The organism is Chloracidobacterium sp. (assembly GCA_016715795.1).
GTDB lineage: Bacteria > Acidobacteriota > Blastocatellia > Pyrinomonadales > Pyrinomonadaceae > OLB17.
Genome location: JADJXP010000002.1, coordinates 578373 through 603023, shown reverse-complemented (window position 1 = coordinate 603023; position 24651 = coordinate 578373). Strand labels below are relative to the sequence as shown.

Genomic DNA, 24651 nt, shown 5'->3' with positions numbered 1-24651 from the left:
GCTCCGGGTTCTGAATTGCTAGAATCCTTATCTATGTCGGAAACAGAATTGAAAAAGACGCCATTGAATGCGGTGCATCGCGCTTTGGGCGGGAAGATGGTCGATTTTGGCGGGTGGGATATGCCCGTGCAATATACGGCCGGTGTAATCGAGGAGCATATGCGGTGCCGCACACATGCGGGCCTTTTCGACGTGTCGCACATGGGCGAGATATGGGTCGAAGGGCCCGGATCGATCGAATTTGTAAATTCGATCACGACGAACGACGTGACAAAGCTGGTCGATGGGCAGGCTCATTATTCGGCGTTCCCAAATGAGGATGGCGGCGTCGTGGATGACCTGCTGGTATATCGATTCGGGCCGGAGAAACTGCTGCTCGTGGTGAACGCAGGAACGACCGATAAAGATTGGGCGTGGATACATCGGAGTGCGGACACTCTTGTCCGCATGGACGCCGCCTCGGCGTCCAGACTTGCTGCCCAAGGCCGCACGATGAATGAACCCGACACACGGCTCGCCGGAGGAACCGGCGATTCGGACAAGAGTGTCCGCACTCCGTCGCTAACGAATGCAAGCAGCAATTTTTGCCAGATCGCCATTCAGGGGCCAGACGCGATTGGTATTTTGCAGACGTTGACCGAGACGGAGCTTGAGCCCATCAGGTATTACCATTTCACGACCGGCAAGGTGGACGGCGTTGATGCGATCATCTCGCGAACGGGCTATACCGGCGAGGACGGATTTGAGGTTTACGCGGCACCCGAGTTTGCCGAGCAGTTGTGGAAGAAGATGATGGAGACCGGCCGCTACGGCGAGGCCGACGGAATACTTCCCTGTGGGCTGGCGGCGCGGAATACACTCAGGCTCGAGGCCGGAATGTCGCTCTACGGCCACGAGCTCGGCGACGACATCTCGACCTATGAAGCCAATCTAGGCTGGATAACTAAACTCGACAAGGGCGATTTTATTGGCCGCGACAAGCTGGCAGCCCAAAAAGAAAGTGGCCTCACGCGCAAGCTCGCGGGCTTTGAGATGACCGAGCCGGGCATCGCGCGCGACGGTTATGACGTGTATATCGACGGCGAAAGATGCGGCGTTGTGACCAGCGGTTCGCCGGCACCATTCCTCAAAAAGAACATCGGCTATGCGTTCCTGCCAACCGAGCTTGCAAAAGTCGGACAAGAAATTAAAATCGATGTCAGAGGCAGACAAGTGAACGCCGTCGTTGTACCGACGCCGTTCTATAAGAGACAGAAATAAGGCCTTCGGTCTTGGGTCTTTGGTCTTCGCAAAGACCTAAGACCAAAGGCCCAAGACCTTTCTTACGAACCTATGTCAAACATTCCAGATAATCTTCGTTACAGTAAAGACCACGAGTGGGTTGCCGTTGATGGCGATGTCGCCACGATCGGCATCACTGACCATGCTCAGCATAGTCTCGGCGATGTCGTTTACATCGACATGCCGCGTGCCGGTGATAAGTTTGATACGCATGAGGCCTTCGGCTCGGTCGAATCGGTCAAGGCCGTGTCCGAGTTATTCACGCCCGTCGGCGGTGAGATCGCAGAGGTGAACGACGGCCTCAATGACACTCCCGAGGCCGTCAACAACGACCCGTATGCTGCCGGCTGGATGGTCAGGATCAAGATGGCCAATCCCGGCGAGGCCGACGCGATGATGTCGGCCGTGGAATACGAAGAATACCTTTCCGCAAGTGCATAATGCACAATGCAAAATGCACAATGTCAGAGCCTGACATCTGCGTTTGTATTGTGCATTTTGCATTTTGCACTGTGCATTGATGAGATACATTCCAAATTCACCCGAGGAACGCGCCGACATGTTGGCGTTGTTGGGCCTCACAAGCGCTGATGAACTGTTCCGCTCGATCCCTGAGGACGTGCGTCTCGGCCGTCAATTGAACGTCACCGAACCCCTCGCCGAGAGCGAGGTCATCGCTGAGATGGAGCGAATGGCGGCGAAGAACACAGCCGCCGCGAAGCCTTCATTCCTCGGCGCGGGCGTCTACTCGCACTTCTCGCCGACGATCGTCGATCACCTGATCCAGCGGAGCGAGTTCTTCACGAGCTACACTCCGTATCAGCCTGAGATATCGCAGGGCACGCTGCAATACATCTTTGAGTTTCAGACCTTAGTGTGCCAACTCACCGGAATGGAGGTCGCGAACGCGTCGATGTACGACGGCTCGACCGCCATGGCCGAGGCATATCTGATGGCCCGCCGCGTCACTCGTCGCGACAAGATCGTCGTCGCCGAAACAGTTCATCCCGAATACCGCGAGGTCGCAAGGACCTATTCGCAGCACGGCGACACGGTGATCGAGACCGTCGGCTACGACGCCGAAACCGGCCGCGTCGGCGACCTTTCGTCGCTGGACGACAAGACCGCCGCGTTGGTCGTGCAGTCGCCGAACTTCTTTGGCTGTATCGAGGACCTTCAGGCTCTCGCCGATCAGGCGCACGCGGTCGGTGCGTTGTTCGTCGTCGTCGTTACCGAGGCAATCTCCTTCGGTTTGCTAAAACCGCCCGGAGCCTGCGGCGCCGACATCGTCGTCGGCGAAGGCCAGTCGTGGGGTGTGCCGATGAGCTTTGGTGGGCCGCATGTCGGTATCTTTGCGACGCAGGAAAAACACGTCCGCCAAATGCCCGGCCGCCTCTGCGGCATCGCATACGACAAGGACGGCAATCGCGGCTTCGTCCTAACACTTTCAACCCGCGAACAGCACATCCGCCGCGAAAAGGCCACTTCAAATATCTGCACGAATCAAGGCCTGATCGCCCTCGCCGCTACCATTTATATGGAGGCGATGGGCAAAAAAGGCCTCCAAGAGGTCGCGATGCAAAACGCCCAGAAGGCGGCTTATGCGAAGCAAAAGATCAGCGAGATCGACGGATTCTCGATAGCGTTTTCGGCGCCGACATTCAATGAATTTGTAGTTCGGGGGCCGAAACCCGCGGCGGAAACGCTCGAAGCGGTCCGAGCGAAGGATATCGTCGGCGGCCTTGCCATATCTATGTATTACGGCGGTCACGAGAACGACTTTCTCGTATGCGTGACCGAGACGAACACCCGGGAGCAGGTCGACGCCCTGGCCTCCGCACTCGCCTAATCTGATGGATATTGATCGCAGGAAATTCCTCTCGTCCGCCGGTAAAGGCCTCGGCCTAATGGCATTGTCGTCGGCAACGGTTAGTTCCCTTCTAAAGGATGTTGTTGCGGCGGGCAAGTTTATCGATTACCTGTCGCCGATCGAGGCCGCGATGGACGAGGATTATTGGGCGACGATCCAGCAGGCTTTCTCGGTCACGCGCGGGATCATCAATCTGAATAACGGCGGCGTGTGCCCCAGCCCGCAGATCGTGACCGAGGCGTTTGTTCGCTACACATGGCAGCAGGAGGATGCGACCGCTTACACGATGTGGCAGATCCTCGAACCGCAGTCGGAAACGGTGAGAACGGGCCTAGCAGAAGTATTCGGATGCTCCGCTGAGGAAATCGCCATTACTCGTGGGGCCAGCGAGTCGCTTGAGACGCTGTTGATGGGCCTGGATCTCAAATCGGGCGACGAGGTCCTCACCTCCACGCAGGATTACGGCCGGATGCTTACGACGCTGCGTCAGCGAGAGATGCGCGAGGGGCTGAGGCTCAAGCTAATCAAGATACCGATCGCTCCTGACAATGTCGACGACATTGCTGCGGCGTTTGAGCGTGCCGTCACACCGACGACGAAGCTCATACTAATCTCGCATCAGATCAACCTGACGGGACAAATATTGCCGGTGAAGAAGGTTTGCGACATGGCCCGCGCTCGCGGGATCGAGACGATCGTTGATGGAGCACATTCGTTCGCGCAGTTCGATTTCAAACGCGACGACCTTGGCTGCGATTACTTTGGAACGTCTCTTCACAAGTGGATCTTTGCACCGAAGGGCACAGGTCTGCTTTACGTGAAGAAGGACAAGATCCCGAAGGTCTGGCCGATGATGGCGTCCGAAGATAAACAGAAGAACGACATTCGCAAATACGAAGAGATCGGCACGCACTCGGCCGCTATGCGGCTGGCCATCGGCGAGGCGATATTGTTCCATAACGCCATTGGCGGCAAACGAAAAGAGGAACGTCTCCGGTACTTGTCGCGTTACTGGATGAATAATCTCAAGTCGGTGCCAAAGGTCGGCTTTAATACGTCGTTCGACCCGAAACAGTCATGTGCTATCGCCAATTTCAAGATTGACGGCGTCGATCCGGTCGCACTCGGCAGTTATCTCATGTCAAAGCACAAGATATTCACCACTCCGATAGTGCACGAGGAGTTCACCGGCATTCGGATCACGCCGAATGTCTATACGACGCTCTGGGAACTCGACAGGTTCTGCAATGTCGTCGCGGACATAGCACGAAAGGGTCTGCCAAAGGCATAGATTTATGGGAATCAAGAAAGTCACATCACACCCAACACAGAACGAAGGCCTGATATTTGAGCGGTCGCAGAACGGACGGGTCGGCTATTGTCTGCCGAAGCTGGACGTGCCTGAAACGGCGGACGTCGTACCGGCAGAATTACGCCGCACCGACGATCTCGACGGTGTGCCTGAGGTGTCTGAGATCGACGTGGTCAGGCATTTTACACGAATGTCGTCGTGGAATTATTCGATCGATCTCGGTATGTATCCGCTTGGCTCGTGCACGATGAAATACAACTCGCGGCTCAACGAAAAGGTCGTGAGGATCAGCGGTTTTGCGGGCCTGCATCCATTGGCTCCCGAGGAAGAATCGCAGGGATCTCTTGAGTTGATCTACAAGCTGCAACAGGACCTAGCCGAGATCACAGGTTTGCCGGGCGTTTCGTTACAGCCCGCAGCCGGAGCGCAGGGCGAGATGACGGGCGTGATGCTGATACGGGCGTTTCTCGACCAACGGGATGGCGAAGCGTCAGCCGAGCGGCGAGTGATGCTCATCCCCGAATCGGCGCACGGGACGAACCCGGCGTCGGCGGCGCTGGCTGGATTTACCGTCAAGGCAATCCGAGCGACGAGTGACGGCCTTACCGATTTGGCTCACCTGCGCGAGCTTTGCGCCGAGGGCGGCGTGGCGGGCGTGATGTTCACAAACCCGAATACCGTCGGCATTTTTGAAAAGGACATCAGAGAGATCTGTGAAGTGATCCACGACGCGGGCGGCTTGGTGTATATGGACGGCGCGAACATGAACGCCCTCGTCGGTGTGGCGCGGCCGGGCGATATGGGCGTGGATGTAATTCACCTCAACCTACACAAGACGTTCTCGACGCCACACGGCGGCGGCGGCCCCGGCTGCGGGCCGTGCCTGTGCACCGAGCAGTTGATGCCATTCCTGCCTACGCCGCGAATCGAAAAGGACGGTGACCGTTACCGTCTAAACTATGATCTTCCGTACACTATCGGCCGCGTAAAGGCGTTCTACGGGAATTTCGGCATGATGGTGCGGGCCCTGTCGTATATCCATACGCACGGCAACACGGGACTCCGCGAGGCGACCGAGACGGCTGTTTTGAATGCGAGATACGTTTCGCAAAAGCTCGCTGACATTTATGAAAAGCCCTACGAGCCCGACTGTATGCATGAGGCGATCTTTTCGCATAAGCATCAGTCAAAACGCGGCGTCGTGACGCTCGATATCGCAAAGCGGCTGATCGATTACGGATTTCATCCGCCGACCGTCTATTTCCCGCTCGTCGTTGAGGGTGCGATGCTGATCGAACCGACCGAATCGGTCGGACGCTCTGACCTTGATGCATTTTGCGACGCGATGATCGACATCGACCGCGAATCACAGGATTCGCCCGACCTCGTCACCGACGCACCCCATTCGACGCGAATCGGACGCCTTGACGAAGCTGCAGCGGCACGCAAGCCCGTGCTGCGTTGGCAAAAAGACCTCGATTCGGCCCACGCGGCATAGGTTGACATCAAACTTATATGAATGCACGTTTTCTACTTCTGTTCGGCTTGATCTTATCTTCATTGACATTTTCCGCGTGCTCGGCATGTTCGCCGGCCGCACCGGCAAATGGCAACAGCAGCATTGCCGTGAATACCGTTAACTCTCAACCGGTGGCCGGAGCACCCAGCCCATCGAATACCAGGCCAATCTCCAGGGCCGTTCCCCAGGGGCCCGCCGACCCGATGGTTCAGATGGAAGGTCCTGACGCGGGGCCGATAAGGATCAAGTTTGCGCCCGGCGAGACGTCGTCGACCATCGCCGGCAAGGTAGAGAATACCGGCCGTGTCGATCATGTTGTATCGGCCGTGAGTGGCAAGACCATGACGGTCAGTATCACCTCGACCGACAGCAATGCGACGTTTTGGATACAGCATGAAAAAGGAAAGGAAATGAAGGGAGCAGTTCCAGCCGACAATGCCCGCAATTGGAGCGGAAAGATCGGGATGAGCGGCGACTACTACGTTATCGTCAAGGGAGCCAAGGGAGCGGCCGACTATAGGCTGACTGTAACTATTAAGTGATCGGAGGGAACTAATGATCAAGAAACTTCTCATAGGCATCGTCGTGCTGGTCGTGGTTGTTGTCGCGGCATTAGCCATCATATCGTTAACGACCGCCACGGACTGGAAGGTCTCGCGCGAGGTCACGATCGCCAAACCGCGGGGTGAGATCTTCTCGTACGTCAAGTTCCTCAAGAACCAGAATGAATGGGGGCCGTGGTTCAAACGCGAACCGACAATGAAACAGGAATTTCGCGGCAGTGACGGCACAGTCGGATTTGTCTCTGCATGGGACGGCACAAAGGAGGACGTCGGTGCCGGCGAGCAGGAGATCAAGGCTCTCGTTGAGAACGAGCGGATGGATACAGAAGTGCGGTTCAAGCGTCCTTTTGAATCGAAAGCCGACAGCACGCTCTTGCTCGAGCCTGTGGGTGACACCGCTTCAAAGGTAAAATGGTCGATCTCCGCTTCCGTCCCCCGCCCGCTCAACCTGTTTCTGCTCGCAGTAGATATCGACAAGGAGATGGGCAAGGACATTGACGACGGACTGGGCAGCCTCAAGGCGATAATGGAAAGGAAGTGACGTCACATAAAACGACTGTGGAAACAGGCCGGCGCACAGGGCGTCGGCCTTATTTGTTTTAAGGCAATCTTGATTCAGAACCTGACCAAGTATATAATTCGCGCAACTCCTAATCTGTGCCGCGTCCGCCCGGTCACCTTGAGAATGGTGGACCGCGGAGCGTGTGATCTCGGTCATACAAGGGGAGCGGTATCTCGAGCGAAAATCGCAAAGATAGAAACCGTTTGCGGGAGGAGATATGATACGAGCTATTGCGGGAACTCTGTTGTTCTTGGTATGTACGCTGGCCGTAGCTGGCGGGTCTGAAGCTAAACGGCTGGATACTACGGCGATCCCGCACCCGACGCCTGAGACGATCGTATTCACCGGCTATCGAGGGATAGCTATCGGGATGGGGGCAAAAGCCGTCAGGGAGAAACTAGACAACCCCAAGGAAAAATCTGACACTGTTGACCTTTATATCTTCTCAGATGACGAATCGGCACAGTTCTTTTACGACGATGCCAAAATGGTAAATGCGATCATGATCACCTATACCGGCAACCTCGAGAAAGCACTGACACCCAAGGCCATCTTTGGCGAAGAAGCTGAGACCCGGCCCGACGGCGGCGCATTTAAGATGGTCCGTTATCCAAAGGCAGGTTTCTGGATCTCGTACAACCGCTCAGGCGGTGAGGATGCTGTCATCAGCATCGCCGTGCAGAAGATCTAAGTGGTTTGTCAGGTTTGCCGCCATCCTATAGAATTCATTCCAGTTATTGACCCCCAAAGATCCTGCCGGGGTCTCGCAACGCACTATGACCACCATTGGTATTCCGAAAGAGATACATCCGGGCGAAAAGCGCGTCGCCGCCACGCCGCAGACGATCCTTAAACTAAAAAAACTCGGCTTTGATGTCGTGGTGGAGGGCGGCGCGGGCCATGGTATTAATGCGCCAAACAGCGCATATCGCGAAGCCGGTGCAACCGTGATCGACGATAAACGCGAATTATGGTCGTCGTCCGATCTCGTAATGAAGGTGCGCCCGCCGGAAGGCGATGAGCCCGACCTTATTCGCGAAGGCGGATGGCTTGTCGGTTTCATATGGCCTGCACAGAACAAGGAACTGGTTGATCGCCTCGCAAAGCGTAAGGCTACCGTCTTTGCAATGGACAGCGTTCCGCGTATCACGCGTGCGCAAAAGATGGATACGCTCTCGGCGATGGCGAATATCGCGGGCTACCGCGCCGTCATCGAGGCCGCGAATCATTTTCCAAGGTTCTTTACAGGACAGATCACGGCCGCAGGAAAGATCGATCCGGCGAAAGTGCTGGTGATCGGCGCAGGTGTTGCCGGATTATCCGCAATTGGTGCTGCAAAAGGTTTAGGGGCGATTGTGCGTGCGTTCGATCCGCGTTCGGCGACAAAAGACCAAGTCGCGTCGATGGGCGCCGAGTTCCTTGAACTCAACATAAAAGAAGAAGGCGAAGGCAAGGGCGGCTATGCCAAGGAGATGTCCGACGAGTTTCTCAAAGCCGAGATGGCGCTGTTCGCTCAGCAAGCGATGCAGGTCGATATCATCGTCACCACGGCTCTTATCCCGGGCAAGCCCGCGCCAAAACTGATCACGACAGGCATGGTCGAGTCGATGAAACCCGGCTCCGTTATCGTCGATCTCGCCGCCGAACAAGGCGGCAACTGCGAATTCACCGAACCCGGCAAAGTCGCGCACCACAAAGGCGTCACGATCATCGGCTACACCGACCTGCCGTCGCGAATGGCGTCGATGTCTTCGCAATTGTACGGCGCATGCGTGACTGCCCTGCTCGAAGAACTTCGGAGCGCGGGCACTCCTGAAAGGAGCGCGGGCACTCCTGAAAGGAGCGCGGACGCTCCTGTCCGCATCGACGACGTTTCGTCGGCCACCGATGTCGCCAACCAAGATCTCGCCGGAGGAACCGGCGATGCGGACAAGAGTGTCCGCACTCCATCGCTTCACGTCGATCTCGATGACGAGGTCATCCGCGGAGCCATCGTCCTTCACGAAGGCAAAATGCTCTGGCCCGCTCCCGTAAAAGAACAACCGCCGCCGCCCGAGCCGGGCGTTCCAACAAAAAGCACCGCCTCCGTCGCCGCAGCCAAGCCCGCATCCGGTCACGGCCACGGCGAAGGCGTCGGCATCAGCCCCGTAATGCTGATCGTCATCGGCCTCGCGCTTCTCGGTCTCGGCATCGTCGCCCCGAATAGCGTGCTGTCGCACTTTACGGTCTTTATACTCGCGATCTTCGTCGGCTTTCAGGTCGTCTGGAACGTCAAACCGGCGCTCCACACACCGCTAATGAGCGTCACCAACGCCATCAGCGGCATCATCCTCGTCGGCGGAATGCTCCAGCTCATCGACACGTCGCTGAATTTAACCGTCATCCTCGGAGCCATCGCCACCCTAATCGCCGCCATCAACATCGCCGGCGGCTTCCTGGTCACGAATCGAATGTTGGGGATGTTTAGGAAGTGAATGGAATGTCGCGGTCTGGTTCGACGTTGAGTGAAGAGTTGGTGCGACGTTCGCACGTCAAAGTTAGCGCGATGTTTAAATACTGGCGACAAATAGTGATTTCGATCCCATCGCTGAGCCTTTTGGTGTTGGCCATTCTGCGAAATGTTTTTGGCTTCGATGTTTCTTTCAATGGTGTCGGGTGGCTGATCGGCGTGAATTTGCTTTCTTTTGCAGCGTGTGTAGCATTTGCTCAGCTACGCCCGCAGAACAAGGCTTGGCGTTATGCGGCCTTTTTCAACGCTTGGCTTTTTATCCTGGGTCTGATCGCCGGCATTTTTCGGTTTGGGGCCTAGAAACTGTTGAGAAACTTGATACGAAGAGGTAAAGGTTTGATACGAAGCACTACAAATCGCTCACGAAGGCCTGAAAGTGCCTCACGAAGCGATGAAAGTTGGTCACGAAGCGGTTAAGATCGCTTACGAACCCTGAAAAGTCGCTCACGAAGGCCTGAAAGTGCCTCACGAAGGCCGACAAATGGCTCACGAAGGCCACGTAGCGCTCTGCGTCCCGAAGGGACAACGTGAAAATAGCCCACCGATTCATCGGTGGGAAAGGTTTGAAAATCGAATACAGTCCCGTATGGAACGGCTGAACGTCCGCTGCCTACACGAATTCATCCGTCCCTACGGGACGCGCGTTTCGTTTCGATCCCATTCCCACCCATAAATGGGTGGGCTATTATCGGGATGTCCCTTCGGGACGCATTACGCGGATGAATCGGCATTCCCACCCATGAATGGGTGGGCTATTATCGGATGTCCCCGTTGGGGACACATGATTTTCCTACGGGACGCGGACGAAAATTAAATGGCACATTCGTTGGTTTCACAATTAATGCATTGCGTGTTCAGCACGAAGGAACGACGGCCAATGATAACACCGGAATTGCTCGCTCGATTGATTCCTTACATTGGTGGCATCGCGAGGGAGAATGGTTTTAGACTGATTCACGGAGGCGGCGTCGATGATCATATTCACTTGCTGATTTCGCTCGCGAAGACGATGGCGATTTCGAAAGCAATGCAGTTGATCAAAGGCGGCTCGTCGAAATGGATACACGACACGTTTCCCGAGCATCGGTTGTTCGCGTGGCAGGAAGGTTACGGCGCGTTCTCCATTTCGATCAGTGAGAAGGAACGGACGATTAAATACATTGATCGACAGGCGGAGCACCATAAGAAGGTGGATTTTACGACGGAGTTCATCGTGTTTCTCGATGCGCATGAGATGGAATACGACATCCGATATGTATTCGATTGATGTTCATTCGTCCCGTCAGCGACGATGTAACGTCCCGAAGGGACGACGTGAAAATAGCCCGCCGATTCATCGGTGGGACGGTGACGAAAAGATCGCAAGTCCCATAGGGACGAATGAAAATGGTGACGAATAAAACAACGCGAGGTAATCATCCGTCCCTACGGGACTGCGAATTTATTTTGACCTGTTCCCACCGATGAATCGGTGGGCTATTATCGTTCGTCCCTACGGGACGCCAAGAAAATCGACTTAATGCAACAATCTTTAATCACAATCGCATACATCGCCGCGAGTGCGTTGTTTATTTTGAGCCTTGGCGGGCTGTCTCAACAGGAGACGGCGCGGCGGGGGAATCTGTACGGCATTTTAGGAATGCTGATCGCGTTGGTGGCGACGGCGGCGGCGATGAATGTTGGGGGCTTGCCGGTGCTGGCGGCGGCGCTCGTGCCGGGGCTGGTGATCGGGGCGATTTTGGCGTCGCGGGTGCAGATGACTTCGATGCCGGAACTGGTGGCGATACTGCACAGCTTCGTCGGGCTGGCGGCGGTGCTGGTGGGCTTTGCGACGTATCTTGGGCCGCACGCGACGATGACCGCAGCGGAGAAGAACCTGCACACGGCCGAGGTTTTTATCGGAGTCTGTATCGGGTCGATCACGTTCACTGGTTCGGTGATCGCGTTTCTAAAGCTGCGCGGCACGATCGGCGGCAAACCTTTTCTGTTGCCCGGAAGGCACTTGATAAATATCGTGATGCTGCTGGTGACCATCGGTTTGGGCGTCGCGTTCTTTATGTCGCCGAACGAAGCCACGGGTGCATGGCCGCTGCTGATCGCGACGATATTGACAGGCATCCTCGGCGTGCATTTCATCATGGCGATCGGCGGAGCGGATATGCCGGTCGTCGTCTCGATGCTCAACAGCTACTCCGGCTGGGCCGCGTCGGCCGCGGGCTTTATGCTCTCGAACGACCTGCTCATCATCACGGGCGCGCTTGTCGGATCTTCCGGCGCGATCCTCAGCTACATAATGTGTCGCGGGATGAATCGGTCGTTTGTCAGTGTGATGCTCGGCGGATTCGGAACCGAAGGCGGAACAGTTGCTTCGTCTCGCGAACAACCGCAAGGCGAGGTCACTTCGGTCGATGCAAACGGTGCGAGCGAGCTTCTTTTGAATTCTAAAAAAATCATCATCGTTCCCGGCTACGGTCTCGCGGTCGCACAGGCGCAGCATTCGCTTGCTGAAGTCTGCAAGCTGCTCAAGGAACAAAACGTCGAGGTCAAATTCGCCATTCACCCGGTCGCGGGCCGTCTGCCGGGCCACATGAACGTCCTGCTCGCCGAGGCGAACATCCCGTACGACATCGTCTTCGAGATGGACGAGATCAACGACGAATTTCCCGCCACCGACGTCGCCTGGGTCATCGGCGCCAACGACATCGTCAACCCTTCGGCGATGGACGACCCCGCGTCCCCCATCGCCGGCATGCCCGTCCTCCACGTCTGGGAATCGCGCGACACCATCGTTATGAAACGCTCCATGGCCAGCGGCTACGCCGGCGTCGACAACCCGCTGTTCTATAAAGAGAACACGCAGATGCTGTTTGGAGATGCAAAGAAGGTTGTGGATGAGATACTGACGGCGATGAGAGGTTAAGTAGCGGATGCGATTGCCAAACGGAGAAAACGCAACTGTAGACATCCGCAAACTGACCGAATACTGTCTAAACCCTGACGATCCACGCGGCAGACATAAGGCCCGCGTTTTTGCGTCGGCTTTGGGAATAACCGTCGCAGATGCCGACGAACTGCGCGAAAAGCTACTCGATATTGCCAGAACCACAGAATCGGCCGTCACGGGAGAAAACGATGCTTACGGACAGCGATTTGTGGTAGATTTTGAGTGGACAACGGCCGCAGGGACGGCATCCGTACGCAGCACCTGGATCGTGCTAACCGACGAAGACTTCCCGCGTTTGACGACTTGCTACGTGCTGAAAAGGAGGCAAGATGCAGAAGAAACAGATTGAACTGCTAGACACGGTGGCCTTGCTCGAAGACATGCCCGAGAGAGACCTTGATCGAGGCGAAGTGGGAACCGTCGTAGAACTCCTCGCGCCGGACGTTTTCGAAGTCGAGTTCAGCGACGATGATGGCGAGACCTACGCTCAATTTGCCCTACAAAGCAATCAGATAATTGCGCTCCACAACCAAGGCGAAGGCTTGAAGCTGGCGGCATAACCCGTTCTTTTCTAAGCACGTCAGCCCCGACAAAAAACGTCGGGCCTGCCACCCCTCCTTCGTAAGGAGGGGAGCCATTGTTGATGCTCTTCGGCGACGCAAAGAAGGTTGTGGATGAGATACTCATGGTGACGAGGGGTTGACGATGGTGATAGACTACATTTATGGAAACTACGGTGTCAGAAAATGGGAAAGTCGTGTTACCGGCCTCACTTCGGAAGAAGTTGGGCATCAAGGACGGTGACAAGTTGACGGCGAATTCACTGAACGGAAATATCGTCCTTTCGCCAAAACGTAAGCCAAAGTTCGAAACCCGCATCATAACCAGTCCGATTACGGGACTTCCGGTCCTGACGTCTGGTCCTAATGCCCCAACCTTGACAAGTGAAATGGTCGCGGAATTGCTTTCCGATTTCCCATGAGATTTCTCCTCGATGTAAACACACTAGTTGCTTTCGGTCATGAGGGACACCAATTCTACGTTCGCGTGGCGGAGTGGGCAGCCAACCTGGCTCGTGAAGACAAGGCTGAATTCGCGACAACGGCGATATGTGAGCTCGGATTTGTCCGAATCATGTCTCAGGTCTACGGTACGAGCGTTTCGCAAGCGAAAGAACTATTGGCAAGCTTGAAAGAGTCGGACGTTTATGAGTTCAGTTTCATATCGGATGATCACGATGCATCCAAACTTCCCGCTTGGGTAAACGCCGCAAAGCATACGACCGACGGTCATCTTGTTGAACTCGCAAAAGAAAATGGCTGCGTCTTGGCGACGCTCGACGAAAAGATTCCGGGAGTATTTGTAATTCCTTAAGTAATGCTCTTCGGCGACGCGAAGAAGGTTGTGGATGAGATACTGACGGCGATGCGAGGGTGAGCACGCAACCTTTTTTGCTTTTACTTTGGAGACGGTCTTCACAATTAGGAGAGTCACAATGAAAATTGATCGATTTGCGAAAATACTTCTGTTGGTAATCGCCTTGCTACTGTCAATCCATATCTTCACGATGATTGACACACCAATAGAGCGGACTGCCCTTGCGGATCCGGCCCCTTCGTTTATTCAAGTCGGCAAAGAATACTCGGAATGTCACAATTGCGATGTACGCTGGAAAGTTCTAAAAATTGGGTCTAACGGTTGGATATATGTAGAAGCTACCAGGCTTGGACAAGGAGCACGATCTTGGCATAACACTAACGAGTTCAAGGTTCTTTTCGAAAGGACGCCATAGCATTATCTGACGACAGTAGAGTTTGCCGTCGGGCTAGACCATGACCGCGGTGCCGACGTGTCAGTAGCCCGCACGTAAGTAAGGGCTCAAGTTACGCGGTTACTCAACGCGCGATGGTCGGCAATGTTGAGCCTTACTTACGTGCGGGCTACTGACAATTCCATCAACGCCAATCTCTCAACAACATTTCCCTTCTCCAAATGCTCCTCGACGATCTCCTTCACATCGTCAGGCTGAACTTGCCCATACATCGTGCCGTCGGGATAGACCATGACGGCGGTGCCGATGGAGCAGAAGCCGATCGAGCCGCATTCGGTGAGGACGCAGGTGCCCATTGGGTTGCGGCCTTTTGATTCCTTGCCTTGACGGAGGTTCTTTTCGACCAGAATACGGTCGAATTCGGCCATCACTTCGCGGCCGCCGACTTTCGAGCAGGACTCGCCGGTGCAGACAAAGACCTGCCGCTTTATCGGCGCCTTAAGCATCGGTGCGAGCTTTTCAAGCTTGTTGCGGTCGGTGATGAACTTCGGCTTGGGCACAAAACAATGGTAAACGGTGAACGCTGAATGGTAAATGAGACCGACGATCTAAGTTTCTTATTTACCATTCACCATTTACCATTTACCATTTACGTAGATGGCATCAGGCATTATCATCCACATCACAGCGGGTAGCGAGAAGCGGACGGAATACTTCTCGCAGGAGCGGATTCGCATAGGCTCCGGCGAGACTGCCGATCTGCAGATACAGATGCCCGGCCTGGATGGGAACGGCGATTGGTTCAGTCTAGAGAATGCTGACGGGGCCTACCGCATCGTCGATTTTGACGAGAAGCTCGGCCTGCGCGTCAATGAAAATCCGCTGCGACGCTTTATAGCGATCAGCGACGGCGATGTGATCGCGATTCCCGATGCGAACGTGTCGTTCTCGTTCTTTTCACTCGAACAACGCTCGTCTCTGATCCGCACAAACCGCGAAACGCCGCATATATCGCGTTTTATCGAGGATGCTGCCCTTGAATCGGCGACTTCCGCCAAACGCGATGACGCTAAGGCATTCCTAAAAGAATTTGTCCGCGAACTCGGCCGCGAGATATCATGGACGACAAAGCTGATCGCGCTTGTACTGATCGTCGCCTTTATCACGGGCGTGCTGTATATCGGCTTTGCGGTCAACCGTGAGCTTCGCGAGAGCCGTCATCAGGCAGAGCTTCAGGCCGACATCATCAAACGACTCGAGGACAAGCTCGGCCAGACGAGCGACCAGCTCGGTGAGCTTGATAAGACGAACAAAGACCTGATGAAGACCGTCTCGCTCGCACCGACGCTGCGGGTCGAATACGGCAACGCCGTCGGCCTGATCGTCGGTGTTTACGACCTCGTCGATAAGCGCAGCGGCAAGGTGCTGCGCTACGCCGACCCGCAGGCGTTCCGGCCCAATCCGTTCGAGCCGAGCGAATCAGAAGATCCGTCAGCACCGGCAATGCCGCCTCAGATCGGGCTCACGACCGAAGGCAACGGTTCGCCGGTGGAATATGATTTTATCGGGACCGGCTTTCACGTCGGCGGCGGCTATATCGTCACCAACCGGCACGTCGTCCAGCCGTGGCAAGAGGACGACAACGTCAAGCAGATGATGCGCGTCGCCAATGGCCGAGCCCGTGTCAAACGGCTCGTTGTTTACTTCCCGAATTTTGCACAGCCGTTCCCGCTCAGGGTCCGGCAGTTGGGCGCGAAGGAGGACGTCGCGGTCGGTACTATCGATCCGCAAATGGTGCCAACCGAGGTGCCGCCAATACCGCTCGACGAAGATTCAACATCGGCCGCGATCGGCAAGACGGTAGTCTCAATGGGCTACCCGAGCGGCGCCGACCGTCTATTAGCGATGGTCGATGACGACACGGCAAAGTCAATAAACCAACGATTCGGGAACTCGCGCCAGAACCTGATCAATTTTCTCGCACAGTCGCAAAAGATAGTTCCGCTTACGACGCAAGGGCTGATCACTGACCTCGACATGAACCGCATAGTCCACGATGCTAAGACCGCGGAAGGCGGCTCAGGGGCGCCGCTATTTGGGCAAGCCGGCAAGGTCATCGGCGTCAATTTCGGCGTTTTTACGGAAAACACCGCCGCCAACATGGCCGTCCCGATCCGTTTCGCCGTTGAACTTCTAAAACGCGCCGGATGGGAAACCCCCGAGCAAAAGGCAAAAGAAACCGAACAGCAGACTGCTGTCGCCGATACTAACAGCAACTCAGCCGGAAAGCCCTGACTCATGGCGATTCAATCAGCAGATCCTACTCAGGGACATAGGGCGATAGGGCTGCGGCGAGGGATGCGGACAGGTCTTTGGCCGCTTGGATGGAAGCGGCTTCGTCGCCGCCGACGCTCGTCATTACGCGGACGAGGGCACCGTCGGTGCGGCTTCTGGTGACGCTGTCCCAGATGGTGTTGAGTTTGTCGGTGTATTCGCTGGCTTCGGTGCGGCCGCGGCCTTGATACCAGTAGATCATCACCTCTTTGTAGGGGCCGTTTTCGAGGGTATAACGGTTGGCCCGGAAGTGGCGGCCGTCGGGCGTCGTGATGCCGATGTATTGCGGGTCGGTCATCACCCAGCCGGCACCGGGCAGGCAGTTTTGCGGGCTGTGATACGTCGCTCCGGTCCGCTGCGAGCCGTAGTAGCCGACGTAGATATTCGCGATACGGCCGTCGGGCAACGTGTATTCTCGCATAGTATAATCGGTCGTCTTAAGCACGCTCTCGACGCCCGTGTCAAAACGGAACTCGCTTCCCTTCTGCCGCCAATCGCCGAGCGTCGCGGGCAGTTCCGCCAGGCTGCGGCGAGACGGAGTGGCTTCGCTGCGAAACGCGAACCAGTTCACGGCCGCGCCGGCGGCAACGAGCAGAACGATCACGGGCAGGATCGGCATAGGCCTGACGCTCGCCCGTGCGGTATGTGTGGCGGACTTTTCGCCGCTTGTCCCGGATCGAAATATCTTTATGAGCAGGTAGTTAGCGGCCAGCAGTAATGCTAGGGCCGTGACATACACGAGCCACCCTGATAGGTCATGCCACGAGCCCTCCGTAGCCTGCTTGCCGTAATAGTAGGTCAGAACGCCGGTCGCCGTGACGCGAGCAGCGTTGGTCAAAACCGCGATCGGCACTGCCAGCACCATCAAGGCGAAGGCGCGCAAGAGGTCAGGCGATGAGAGATTCCCCAATCGGCCGCCTTCACTTCGTCGCGTGAAATAGGCCAAGATCAATGCGAGCGTGACCAGCGTCATCAGGCTCCGGATGCCGCTGCAGGCCTCGACGACCTCGAGCGAGATCGTCTGCATCGAGCCGCGTGGCAGGATCTCGATCACGTTGCCTTTGCGGAGCGTCGGCACCTCGAAAAGTCGAATTCCCCAGACGGCCATCTGCGACGCCCATATCTGCAGAGGAAACGCGATGCGGTTAAAGACGATCTGCGGTATCGGAATGGCCAACAGCAGCAGAGCGAACGGCACCGCGAGCAGATTCAGCAGCCGCAGGCCGTGGAAATAGACGGCCAGCCCGGCAAGCATCATGACCATCGAGATTCGCTGTGTAAAGAGCTCTGCTCCGAGCGTTCCGGCGATCAGGAGCAGGACAGCGATTACGACCATTCCACCGCCAAACACGATCGAGCCGTGGCCGGCTGCGGTTTTGATCGAATCCCATTCGCGCCAAACGATCAGACCGATCACAAACGGGACTAAGAGGCCGTGCGAGTAGTTCTCGTCCGACCACCAATCGACACCGAGCTTCGTCATCACCGACGCGTAGAGGAAGCCGAACGCGAGGGCGATGAGCAAAAGCGAAGCTAAGTTTTGCCGATAGTTGATCATCGGTATCGAAGAGAGCAGAAAACGGCTAATCGAGCGGAATTTCCTTCCGGATACAGCTATTTGGTGCGGCCTGCAACATGTCCGGCAAGTGATCTAAGCAGCGATGCGTCGCGGCCAATTGCATCGAGAGCGCGGCAGGCCTCCGAACGTATCGTCTCGATCACGACCATGGTCCTGTCGATGCCAAGCAGGGATGGATACGTGGCCTTTTTAGCGGTCCTGTCTTTTCCGGCGGTCTTGCCGAGGCCCTCGGTCGATTGCGTAACATCGAGCAGGTCGTCGGTGACCTGAAATAACAGGCCGAGCTTATCCGCGTATTCGCCGATCGCGATCATGTCCTGTTCTGACGCATTGCCGATGATCGCCCCCGCTCGTGCCGACGCTGAGATGAGAGCTCCCGTCTTGCGGCGATGAATGGAGCGGATCTCATCGAGGCCGAGGCCCTTACCTTCCGCGTCAAGGTCAAGCTGCTGTCCGGCGACCATTCCGTCGGGCGTGCCCGACGCCGAGGCCAAGAGCGAGACGAGTTGAACACGCACGTCTGTCGTCAATCCGGCGTCATCGGCGATGTTCTTGAACGCCAATGTTTGCAGCACGTCACCTGCGAGAATTGCCGTCGCCTCGTCAAACTGCTTATGACATGTCGCTCGGCCCCGTCGTAGGTCGTCGTCGTCCATCGCCGGCAGATCGTCATGGATCAGCGAATACGTATGGATCATCTCGACTGCCGCAGCGGTTTTGACCAAGACATCTCGCTCGGCCGCAAACGTCTCTCCCACCGCAATGACGATCGCCGGCCGGACACGCTTACCGCCCGCGAAGAGGCTCCAGCGGATGGCCTCATGCAGGCGTGTCGGTTGTTCCACAGATGCAGGAACGATCCCATCGAGAGCCGATTCAACGGCAAGTCGAACGTCAACAAGAAATCTGTCCAGGTCGGGCATCGCGTTGAATTATCATTTATTGATCGCGGTTTATCAAAGTGGCCCATTTTTTGCGAAAGTCACGCAGATAAGGTAGATTCAATCTCCATGTCGGTTTCGGAACACGAATTTCGGGATGCTCTATCAAGATTTGCGAGCGGGGTCAGCGTCGTAACCACACGCGACGCCTCGGGCCGCTGCCACGGAATCACCGTTTCGGCATTCTGCTCGGTGTCGCTCGACCCGCGATTAGTTCTTATCTGCATCGAAAAGGCGACGGCAAGTCATTACGCATTTCACGTATCAGGAGCATTCATCGTTAATGTCCTCGACGCAACGCAGCAGGACATATCCGAGCAGTTTGCTGCACCGGCGGCAGACAAATTTGCTGACAGGGAGTTCGATTCCGGCATCGAAGAAATACCGCGTCTCAGGGCCGCGTTAGCGTCTATAGAATGCCGCATCGTGACTGCTCATGACGGCGGCGATCACACGATCTTTGTCGGCTCGGTCGAGCGCGTTAGTGCCCGTGATGGTGATCCGCTGATCTACTTTCATCATGAGTACGGCTCTTCGGCCGCGTTTTAGCTCGATATCTAGTAGTTGTTGGCAGCCCTGCCGCCTACCACGAGATATTGTGGAAATAACTATTGACATTCCTGCCGGCATGAATGATACTAGTTCAGCTTGAGTCCGTTCTTTAGCCGCGAATCTCAAGCATTACACCAAGAATTTCACCGTTTTTTGGGTCCTTTGAGCGTGATAGAATAACATCACACGACGAAGCGACGCCTCAGGAGGAGAATTCCCTATGAGCACAGTTTTCGAATCGGCGATAAACACATTTCTCGACAAGAATGGCGTCGGCAATGGCAATGGCACCGGAACCGCAACGGCACGCTCGATGTCGCCGTTGGGCCTGAATGCCCAAAAGGTCGTAGCAAAGCGGTATTCCCTTCGAGATGAGACCGGCGAACCGTTTGAGACCTGGACCGATATTGTCAATCGCGTCGTCGGTCATGTATCGAGAGCCGAGACTGACCCGGCACAGCGAAACCTGTTCTTCAATGACATGACTGCCGTCATGCTCGCACGAGAGTTCGTCCCCAATACGCCTTGTCTGGTAAATGCGGGCAAGCCAAAAGGGCAGCTAGCGGCGTGCTTTGTACTCAATGTCCCGGATTCGATCGAGGGCATTATGGAGCATGCCCAGAACGTCGCGATCATTCATCAGACAGGTGGCGGAACGGGCATGACCTATGAATTCCTGAGGCCGGCCGGCTCGATGGTGAATTCGACGCGCGGTGTGGCATCAGGGCCGGTCTCGTTCATGAACATCGTCAATCAGACAACGGAAGTCGTAAAGCAAGGCGGCGTCCGCCGCGGCGCGAATATGGGAATTCTCAGCGTCGAGCATCCCGATATTCTCCGCTTTATTCACGCTAAGAACGACCAAACGAGCCTGACGAATTTCAATATCTCTGTTACGGTGACAGACCTCTTTATGGATGCTGTGGACAACGGCGCGTGGTTCCAGACCGAGTTTGACGGTGAACCGTGGACACAGACCGTTTTTGACAGCGTAACGGGTAAGGATTATGTCGTGTACCGCCGCCCGGACGGTTCGACAGCTACGTTTGCGGACAAGCTGGCATTCGAGACGTCAGACCTTTCGGACTGTACCATTGAGGAGCCGCCGATGCCCGGCATGGTCTTTGCTCCGGACGTCTGGAATCGAATAATCGCTTCAGCCCACAAATATGCCGAGCCGGGCATCATCTTTATCGACGAGGTCAACCGGCACAATCACATGATGGCCTCGATGGGGCCCATCTTCGCATGTAATCCGTGCGGCGAACAGCAGTTGCACTTTAATAATTCGTGTAATCTCGGTTCGATCGATGTTGCGAAGTTTTATACGACGACGACAGACGGCGACGGCATCGTCGATTGGGCCCGCCTGTCGCGCGTGACACAGCTCTGCACCCGATTTCTGGACAATGTGGTCGATGCCGGCCACTTCCCGCTGCCTGAGATCGACGACGTCGTCAAGCGGACTCGCCCCGTCGGCCTCGGCATCATGGGATTTGCTGACCTTTGCCTCAAACTGGACGTCACCTATGGCAGCGACGAATCTCTCGATCTGATGGAGAAGGTCATGGGGTTTGTCCGCCGCGAATCATGGCTGGCATCCCTGCGTCTCGGACAGGAAAAGGGTGTTTTTCCCGAATTCGAAGCCAATCGCGAGGCGTATGACCGGTTCATATACGAAGACATAGGGATCCCGCGCGATATCCCGCTCACCCCGCGCAACTATGAGGTAACGACCATCGCCCCGACAGGCACTATCTCGCTTGTTGCCGAGACCTCGTCTGGCATCGAGCCGAATTTCTCGTGGGCATATGTGCGTCAGGACACGCTGGGGACGAGGACGTATGTCCACTCGCTGGCCGCACAGGCGCTCGGTATCGATGTTGATCAAACGAGTGAGACCTCAATAAAGGAAGCTGCCGAATATGTGGTCGAGCACGAATCGGACCTTCCGGCTGAGTTTATTTCGGCGATGAAGATCAGCTCAGAACAGCACGTTCGAGTGCTTGCGGCTGCCCAGCGGCACGTTGATAATGCTATCTCAAAGACCTGCAACGGAGCGACCAACGACACGGTCGAGTCAGTTGACAGCCTCTATCATCTGGCACGAGAACTCGGCTGCAAGGCTGTGAGCTATTACCGCGACGGTAGCCGCGAGGGACAAGTGCTGAACTCGATGAAGAAGGAAGCACAGGCACCGCAAGGCCCCGAGGACCGAACGGATACAGCTGATTTTGCAGCTTCACCTAATCCGAATATAGAAAGCTCACGGCGTGTATTGCGTCCTCGCGAACTCCAGGGCTCGACCTGGCGGATACCTTTCGACGGACAGAACCTATACGTTACGGTAAACCACGACGGCCAACAGATCCTGGAGGTTTTCGTCGCAGGCTCGATCAGTGCCGGCGTAGGCTTGCTCGCGTCAAAGATGCTCCGTGGTGGCTTCGATGTTGATGAGGTCGCCCACAGCCTGAACAAAGTGATCGGCACGCACGCAGTGTGGTTCAATGAGCGTCTGTTGACGTCGCCCGAACAGGCCGTTGCCGAATGTCTCCTGCTTGTCGACCGCCGCCTGAAGAATCTTCCTGAATCGGCGCGAATGATCGGTAAGACTATGGCATCCGAAACGTCAATGTCAACGATGGTAGGCCAATGTCCCGAATGCCGAGGCCAATTGGAGCACGCTTCGGGGTGTGACACCTGCCGCGACTGCGGTTACTCAAAGTGTAAATAGCAAGACAGGACCGTAAAACGACGAATGCACGAATGAGTTACCTCTTATTCGTGCATTCGTCGTTTCTGCCTATTGTTTCTAGAAAACGGTAAAGGTGACGAGCTTGCTGACCGAGAATCCGCCAACCGCCCTCAGGTCCTTTACATACCAGCGGCCGTAGTAGGTCTGCCCGGCCAGCGTAAGATTGTCCGGGATCGCAATGCTAACCGAACCATAACCGTCAAAAGGCCCGTAATCGGATAGAGTGATCGTGTGATAGGCGAATGAACCGCCGGCCGGTATTGTCGTCCCGATACCGGGATCGGCCGAACCGATAACAAGGGTCGCCTGAGCTCCGCCGTGACCACCGGCAACCGCCACCGTAAAACTCGGATTTCCGGCAATCGGCGGCTCGAGAGCGATCATCTGCGGAATTCTGAATTTTGCGCCGGGCCGGCCGCGACCTGAGATGACCGGAACGTGGTTTGTCTCCGTGTAGAGCGTCGGACGGTCGAAGGGTGGTAGTTCGTTGGCCACACGCGGATCGGTAAGCGGCCGTCTAAGGAACGCCAGTAGATCAGATTTCTCACCGGCAGTCAGGTTCAACGGCCGGATAACATCGCGATCAATGTTTGGAGCATCAAAATCGCCGCCGCGATTGTAGAATTCGACCACATCCGTCAATGTCGCAAGGCCGCCGGTGTGCATGTAAGCGCCGCGAAGCTCGACATTCCTCAGGCCCGGCGTCTTGAAGCGGCCGCGGTCACCCGGCTCACCCGTAACGGCGAACCGGCCCGGATCATCCGTTCTGGGACGCACGCCGATGTTATGAAAGTTATGCTCGGTCATTGCAGGCCCGCCGTGACAGCCGCTGCAGTGTTGGGCAACGAAAACGTCCAGGCCGCGCGCCTCATCTGCTGCCAGAGGCTCCAGTTCCATCAGGTATCGATCAAACGGAGAGCGATCGGAGAATAGCGTCCTTTCATGCGTCGCGATCGCCATTGCGATTCGGGCCGGGGTCACATCAGGCGTCCCAAACGCTTCTTCGAAGAGTTGCGGATAGGTTCGGCCATCGATCCACGTTGCCAGGGCAGTCGGGATATTTGCCGCCAGTGCGAGCGGCCGTGACACCTCGATCTGCGCGGCCGCCTCTGTCCAGTTGCGATTCATGTGCCCCATCTCAGCCGATGAAAGCGGCGGGCCCGTCGCCTGGCTCTCGAGCGAGCCCCATGAAGTGATCAGGACATTATTCGTCAGCGGATCGCGGAACTGGTTGCTCGCGCGTCCGTCCCAGAAGAGACCCTGCGAAGCGAGACCTACGTTTAGATAGCTCGGTGATTTTCGGCCCGTCACCTGCTCCCGCATGCCAAAGAGCGGATTGACGCCATAGGTCCCATCCGAATAGTTTTGAGGCACACCGGGTGAGCCAAAGATATCATCACCCGTCCCAAAGAGGTTGTCCGGGCCCGGATTGCGAGATCGTTCGCGGTCAGCCACCGTCCGCGGATCGGAACCACCAGAACCGGGGCGATGACATGTGCCGCACGCGACCGTGCGCGTGGACGAGAGCTGCTCATCCCAAAAAAGAGCCTTACCAAGATAGGCTTTTGCAGCGGTCACCGGATTCTCCGCCGGTGTAATCGGAGGCTCCAGCGGCGAGAACGGTCCCGATAGCATTCCGCCCTGGCCACGCGTTCCCTGATCAGGCGAGCTAAACTGGCTCGTGCCGGATCCGTTCTCGGCCCTGACCCAATAGAAGTAGTTCTGAGCCACGGCCGCACTCATATCAAAGAAATAGTTCGCTTGGGTGGTGCCAACTTCTGTGGCAGTCGAGGTATCGTTTACAACATTGCGAAAGATCCGATATAACGTCGCCCCGCGGATCGTGTCCCAATTGACACCGACCTTCATCGAGTAGTCGTTATCTGAAGCTTTTACATTTGTCGGGGCCAACGGGGCCGTTCCTGCTGCCACGTGCCGGCCATCGAATCCACCATTCTGAGCGAGATATGCCCCGCCCAAAAAAGCAGTGAACAAAACCAGAATTGCTCCCTTGATTCGCTTCATACTACCACGAACTAGAACACACGCGGCTTCGAGACGCAAGAAATTATGCTATCACCGCGAGGTGATGGCTTCAATCTGTCGCGGTATAGGCGAACTCAGCGACAGTTGAAAGAGTATATGTCGTTCTGAATGCG

Annotated in this window: 23 protein-coding genes and 1 pseudogene; 20 read left to right on the top strand and 4 right to left on the bottom strand. The window is 56.1% G+C overall.

Annotation, left to right across the window (positions count from 1 at the left end; translation table 11 throughout):
• Window positions 1–33: 33 nt before the first annotated feature.
• The 17 genes and pseudogenes from IPM59_07800 to IPM59_07720 all read left to right on the top strand — a co-directional run bounded on the left by IPM59_07800 (window position 34) and on the right by IPM59_07720 (window position 13934).
• Window positions 34–1260 carry a glycine cleavage system protein T gene (locus tag IPM59_07800; protein ID MBK9215490.1) on the top strand — a complete coding sequence of 409 codons (1227 nt, stop codon included), beginning with the start codon at window positions 34–36 and terminating at the stop codon, window positions 1258–1260.
• Between the two features lie 72 nt (window positions 1261–1332).
• A complete protein-coding gene (gcvH, locus tag IPM59_07795) occupies window positions 1333–1722 on the top strand; it encodes a glycine cleavage system protein GcvH (protein MBK9215489.1) in 390 nt (129 codons plus the stop codon).
• A gap of 79 nt (window positions 1723–1801) precedes the next feature.
• The gene (gene gcvPA, locus IPM59_07790; protein ID MBK9215488.1) at window positions 1802–3130 is read left to right on the top strand and encodes an aminomethyl-transferring glycine dehydrogenase subunit GcvPA; all 1329 of its coding nucleotides are present in this window, start codon (window positions 1802–1804) and stop codon (window positions 3128–3130) included.
• 58 nt (window positions 3131–3188) lie between these two features.
• Window positions 3189–4442 carry an aminotransferase class V-fold PLP-dependent enzyme gene (locus IPM59_07785; protein ID MBK9215487.1) on the top strand — a complete coding sequence of 418 codons (1254 nt, stop codon included), beginning with the start codon at window positions 3189–3191 and terminating at the stop codon, window positions 4440–4442.
• A gap of 4 nt (window positions 4443–4446) precedes the next feature.
• Window positions 4447–5961, top strand: a complete 1515-nt coding sequence (gcvPB, locus tag IPM59_07780; protein ID MBK9215486.1) for an aminomethyl-transferring glycine dehydrogenase subunit GcvPB — start codon at window positions 4447–4449, stop codon at window positions 5959–5961.
• 233 nt (window positions 5962–6194) lie between these two features.
• Entirely contained in the window at window positions 6195–6524 is a 330-nt protein-coding gene (locus IPM59_07775) for a hypothetical protein (protein ID MBK9215485.1), read from the top strand.
• Window positions 6525–6537: 13 nt separating this feature from the next.
• The gene (locus IPM59_07770) at window positions 6538–7086 is read left to right on the top strand and encodes an SRPBCC family protein (protein MBK9215484.1); all 549 of its coding nucleotides are present in this window, start codon (window positions 6538–6540) and stop codon (window positions 7084–7086) included.
• 238 nt (window positions 7087–7324) lie between these two features.
• Window positions 7325–7798, top strand: a complete 474-nt coding sequence (locus IPM59_07765) for a hypothetical protein (protein MBK9215483.1) — start codon at window positions 7325–7327, stop codon at window positions 7796–7798.
• Window positions 7799–7883: 85 nt separating this feature from the next.
• Window positions 7884–8978: pseudogene (locus IPM59_07760) on the top strand (Re/Si-specific NAD(P)(+) transhydrogenase subunit alpha).
• Window positions 8979–9119: 141 nt separating this feature from the next.
• The gene (locus tag IPM59_07755) at window positions 9120–9581 is read left to right on the top strand and encodes an NAD(P) transhydrogenase subunit alpha (GenBank protein ID MBK9215482.1); all 462 of its coding nucleotides are present in this window, start codon (window positions 9120–9122) and stop codon (window positions 9579–9581) included.
• 26 nt (window positions 9582–9607) lie between these two features.
• Window positions 9608–9916, top strand: a complete 309-nt coding sequence (locus tag IPM59_07750; protein ID MBK9215481.1) for a hypothetical protein — start codon at window positions 9608–9610, stop codon at window positions 9914–9916.
• A 514-nt stretch (window positions 9917–10430) separates the two neighbouring features.
• Window positions 10431–10883 carry an IS200/IS605 family transposase gene (gene tnpA, locus IPM59_07745; GenBank protein MBK9215480.1) on the top strand — a complete coding sequence of 151 codons (453 nt, stop codon included), beginning with the start codon at window positions 10431–10433 and terminating at the stop codon, window positions 10881–10883.
• Between the two features lie 252 nt (window positions 10884–11135).
• Window positions 11136–12536 (top strand): NAD(P)(+) transhydrogenase (Re/Si-specific) subunit beta, encoded by a 1401-nt coding sequence (locus IPM59_07740; GenBank protein MBK9215479.1) that lies wholly within the window; start codon window positions 11136–11138, stop codon window positions 12534–12536.
• Between the two features lie 7 nt (window positions 12537–12543).
• Window positions 12544–12909, top strand: coding sequence for a hypothetical protein (locus tag IPM59_07735; GenBank protein MBK9215478.1), 366 nt, complete (start codon window positions 12544–12546; stop codon window positions 12907–12909).
• Window positions 12905–13120, top strand: coding sequence for a DUF4926 domain-containing protein (locus IPM59_07730; protein ID MBK9215477.1), 216 nt, complete (start codon window positions 12905–12907; stop codon window positions 13118–13120). The genes IPM59_07735 and IPM59_07730 overlap by 5 nt, the downstream gene beginning before the upstream one ends.
• Before the next feature lie 176 nt (window positions 13121–13296).
• Window positions 13297–13542: an AbrB/MazE/SpoVT family DNA-binding domain-containing protein gene (locus IPM59_07725; GenBank protein ID MBK9215476.1), complete on the top strand. Its 246-nt coding sequence runs from the start codon at window positions 13297–13299 to the stop codon at window positions 13540–13542.
• The gene (locus IPM59_07720) at window positions 13539–13934 is read left to right on the top strand and encodes a hypothetical protein (GenBank protein MBK9215475.1); all 396 of its coding nucleotides are present in this window, start codon (window positions 13539–13541) and stop codon (window positions 13932–13934) included. Before IPM59_07725 ends, IPM59_07720 begins: the two co-directional genes overlap by 4 nt.
• 555 nt (window positions 13935–14489) lie before the next feature.
• On the opposite strand, the gene IPM59_07715 is transcribed toward IPM59_07720, so the two are convergent.
• A complete protein-coding gene (locus IPM59_07715; GenBank protein MBK9215474.1) occupies window positions 14490–14891 on the bottom strand; it encodes a (2Fe-2S) ferredoxin domain-containing protein in 402 nt (133 codons plus the stop codon).
• Between the two features lie 97 nt (window positions 14892–14988).
• Between IPM59_07715 and IPM59_07710 the strand changes: the two genes are divergently transcribed.
• Window positions 14989–16626: a trypsin-like peptidase domain-containing protein gene (locus IPM59_07710; protein ID MBK9215473.1), complete on the top strand. Its 1638-nt coding sequence runs from the start codon at window positions 14989–14991 to the stop codon at window positions 16624–16626.
• Window positions 16627–16651: 25 nt separating this feature from the next.
• Here IPM59_07710 and epsI read toward each other — a convergent pair whose 3' ends face one another.
• Both epsI and IPM59_07700 read right to left on the bottom strand, forming a co-directional pair.
• The gene (gene epsI, locus IPM59_07705) at window positions 16652–18223 is read right to left on the bottom strand and encodes an EpsI family protein (GenBank protein MBK9215472.1); all 1572 of its coding nucleotides are present in this window, start codon (window positions 18221–18223) and stop codon (window positions 16652–16654) included.
• A gap of 56 nt (window positions 18224–18279) precedes the next feature.
• Window positions 18280–19167 carry a polyprenyl synthetase family protein gene (locus IPM59_07700; protein ID MBK9215471.1) on the bottom strand — a complete coding sequence of 296 codons (888 nt, stop codon included), beginning with the start codon at window positions 19165–19167 and terminating at the stop codon, window positions 18280–18282.
• Window positions 19168–19254: 87 nt separating this feature from the next.
• On the opposite strand from IPM59_07700, the gene IPM59_07695 reads away from it, so the two are divergent.
• Together IPM59_07695 and IPM59_07690 are read left to right on the top strand one after the other, a co-directional pair.
• Window positions 19255–19734, top strand: a complete 480-nt coding sequence (locus IPM59_07695) for a flavin reductase family protein (GenBank protein ID MBK9215470.1) — start codon at window positions 19255–19257, stop codon at window positions 19732–19734.
• Window positions 19735–19957: 223 nt separating this feature from the next.
• On the top strand, window positions 19958–22471 hold the full coding sequence (locus IPM59_07690) for an adenosylcobalamin-dependent ribonucleoside-diphosphate reductase (protein ID MBK9215469.1): 2514 nt from the start codon (window positions 19958–19960) through the stop codon (window positions 22469–22471).
• A gap of 78 nt (window positions 22472–22549) precedes the next feature.
• Here IPM59_07690 and IPM59_07685 read toward each other — a convergent pair whose 3' ends face one another.
• Window positions 22550–24517 (bottom strand): hypothetical protein, encoded by a 1968-nt coding sequence (locus tag IPM59_07685; protein MBK9215468.1) that lies wholly within the window; start codon window positions 24515–24517, stop codon window positions 22550–22552.
• Window positions 24518–24651 lie beyond the last annotated feature (134 nt).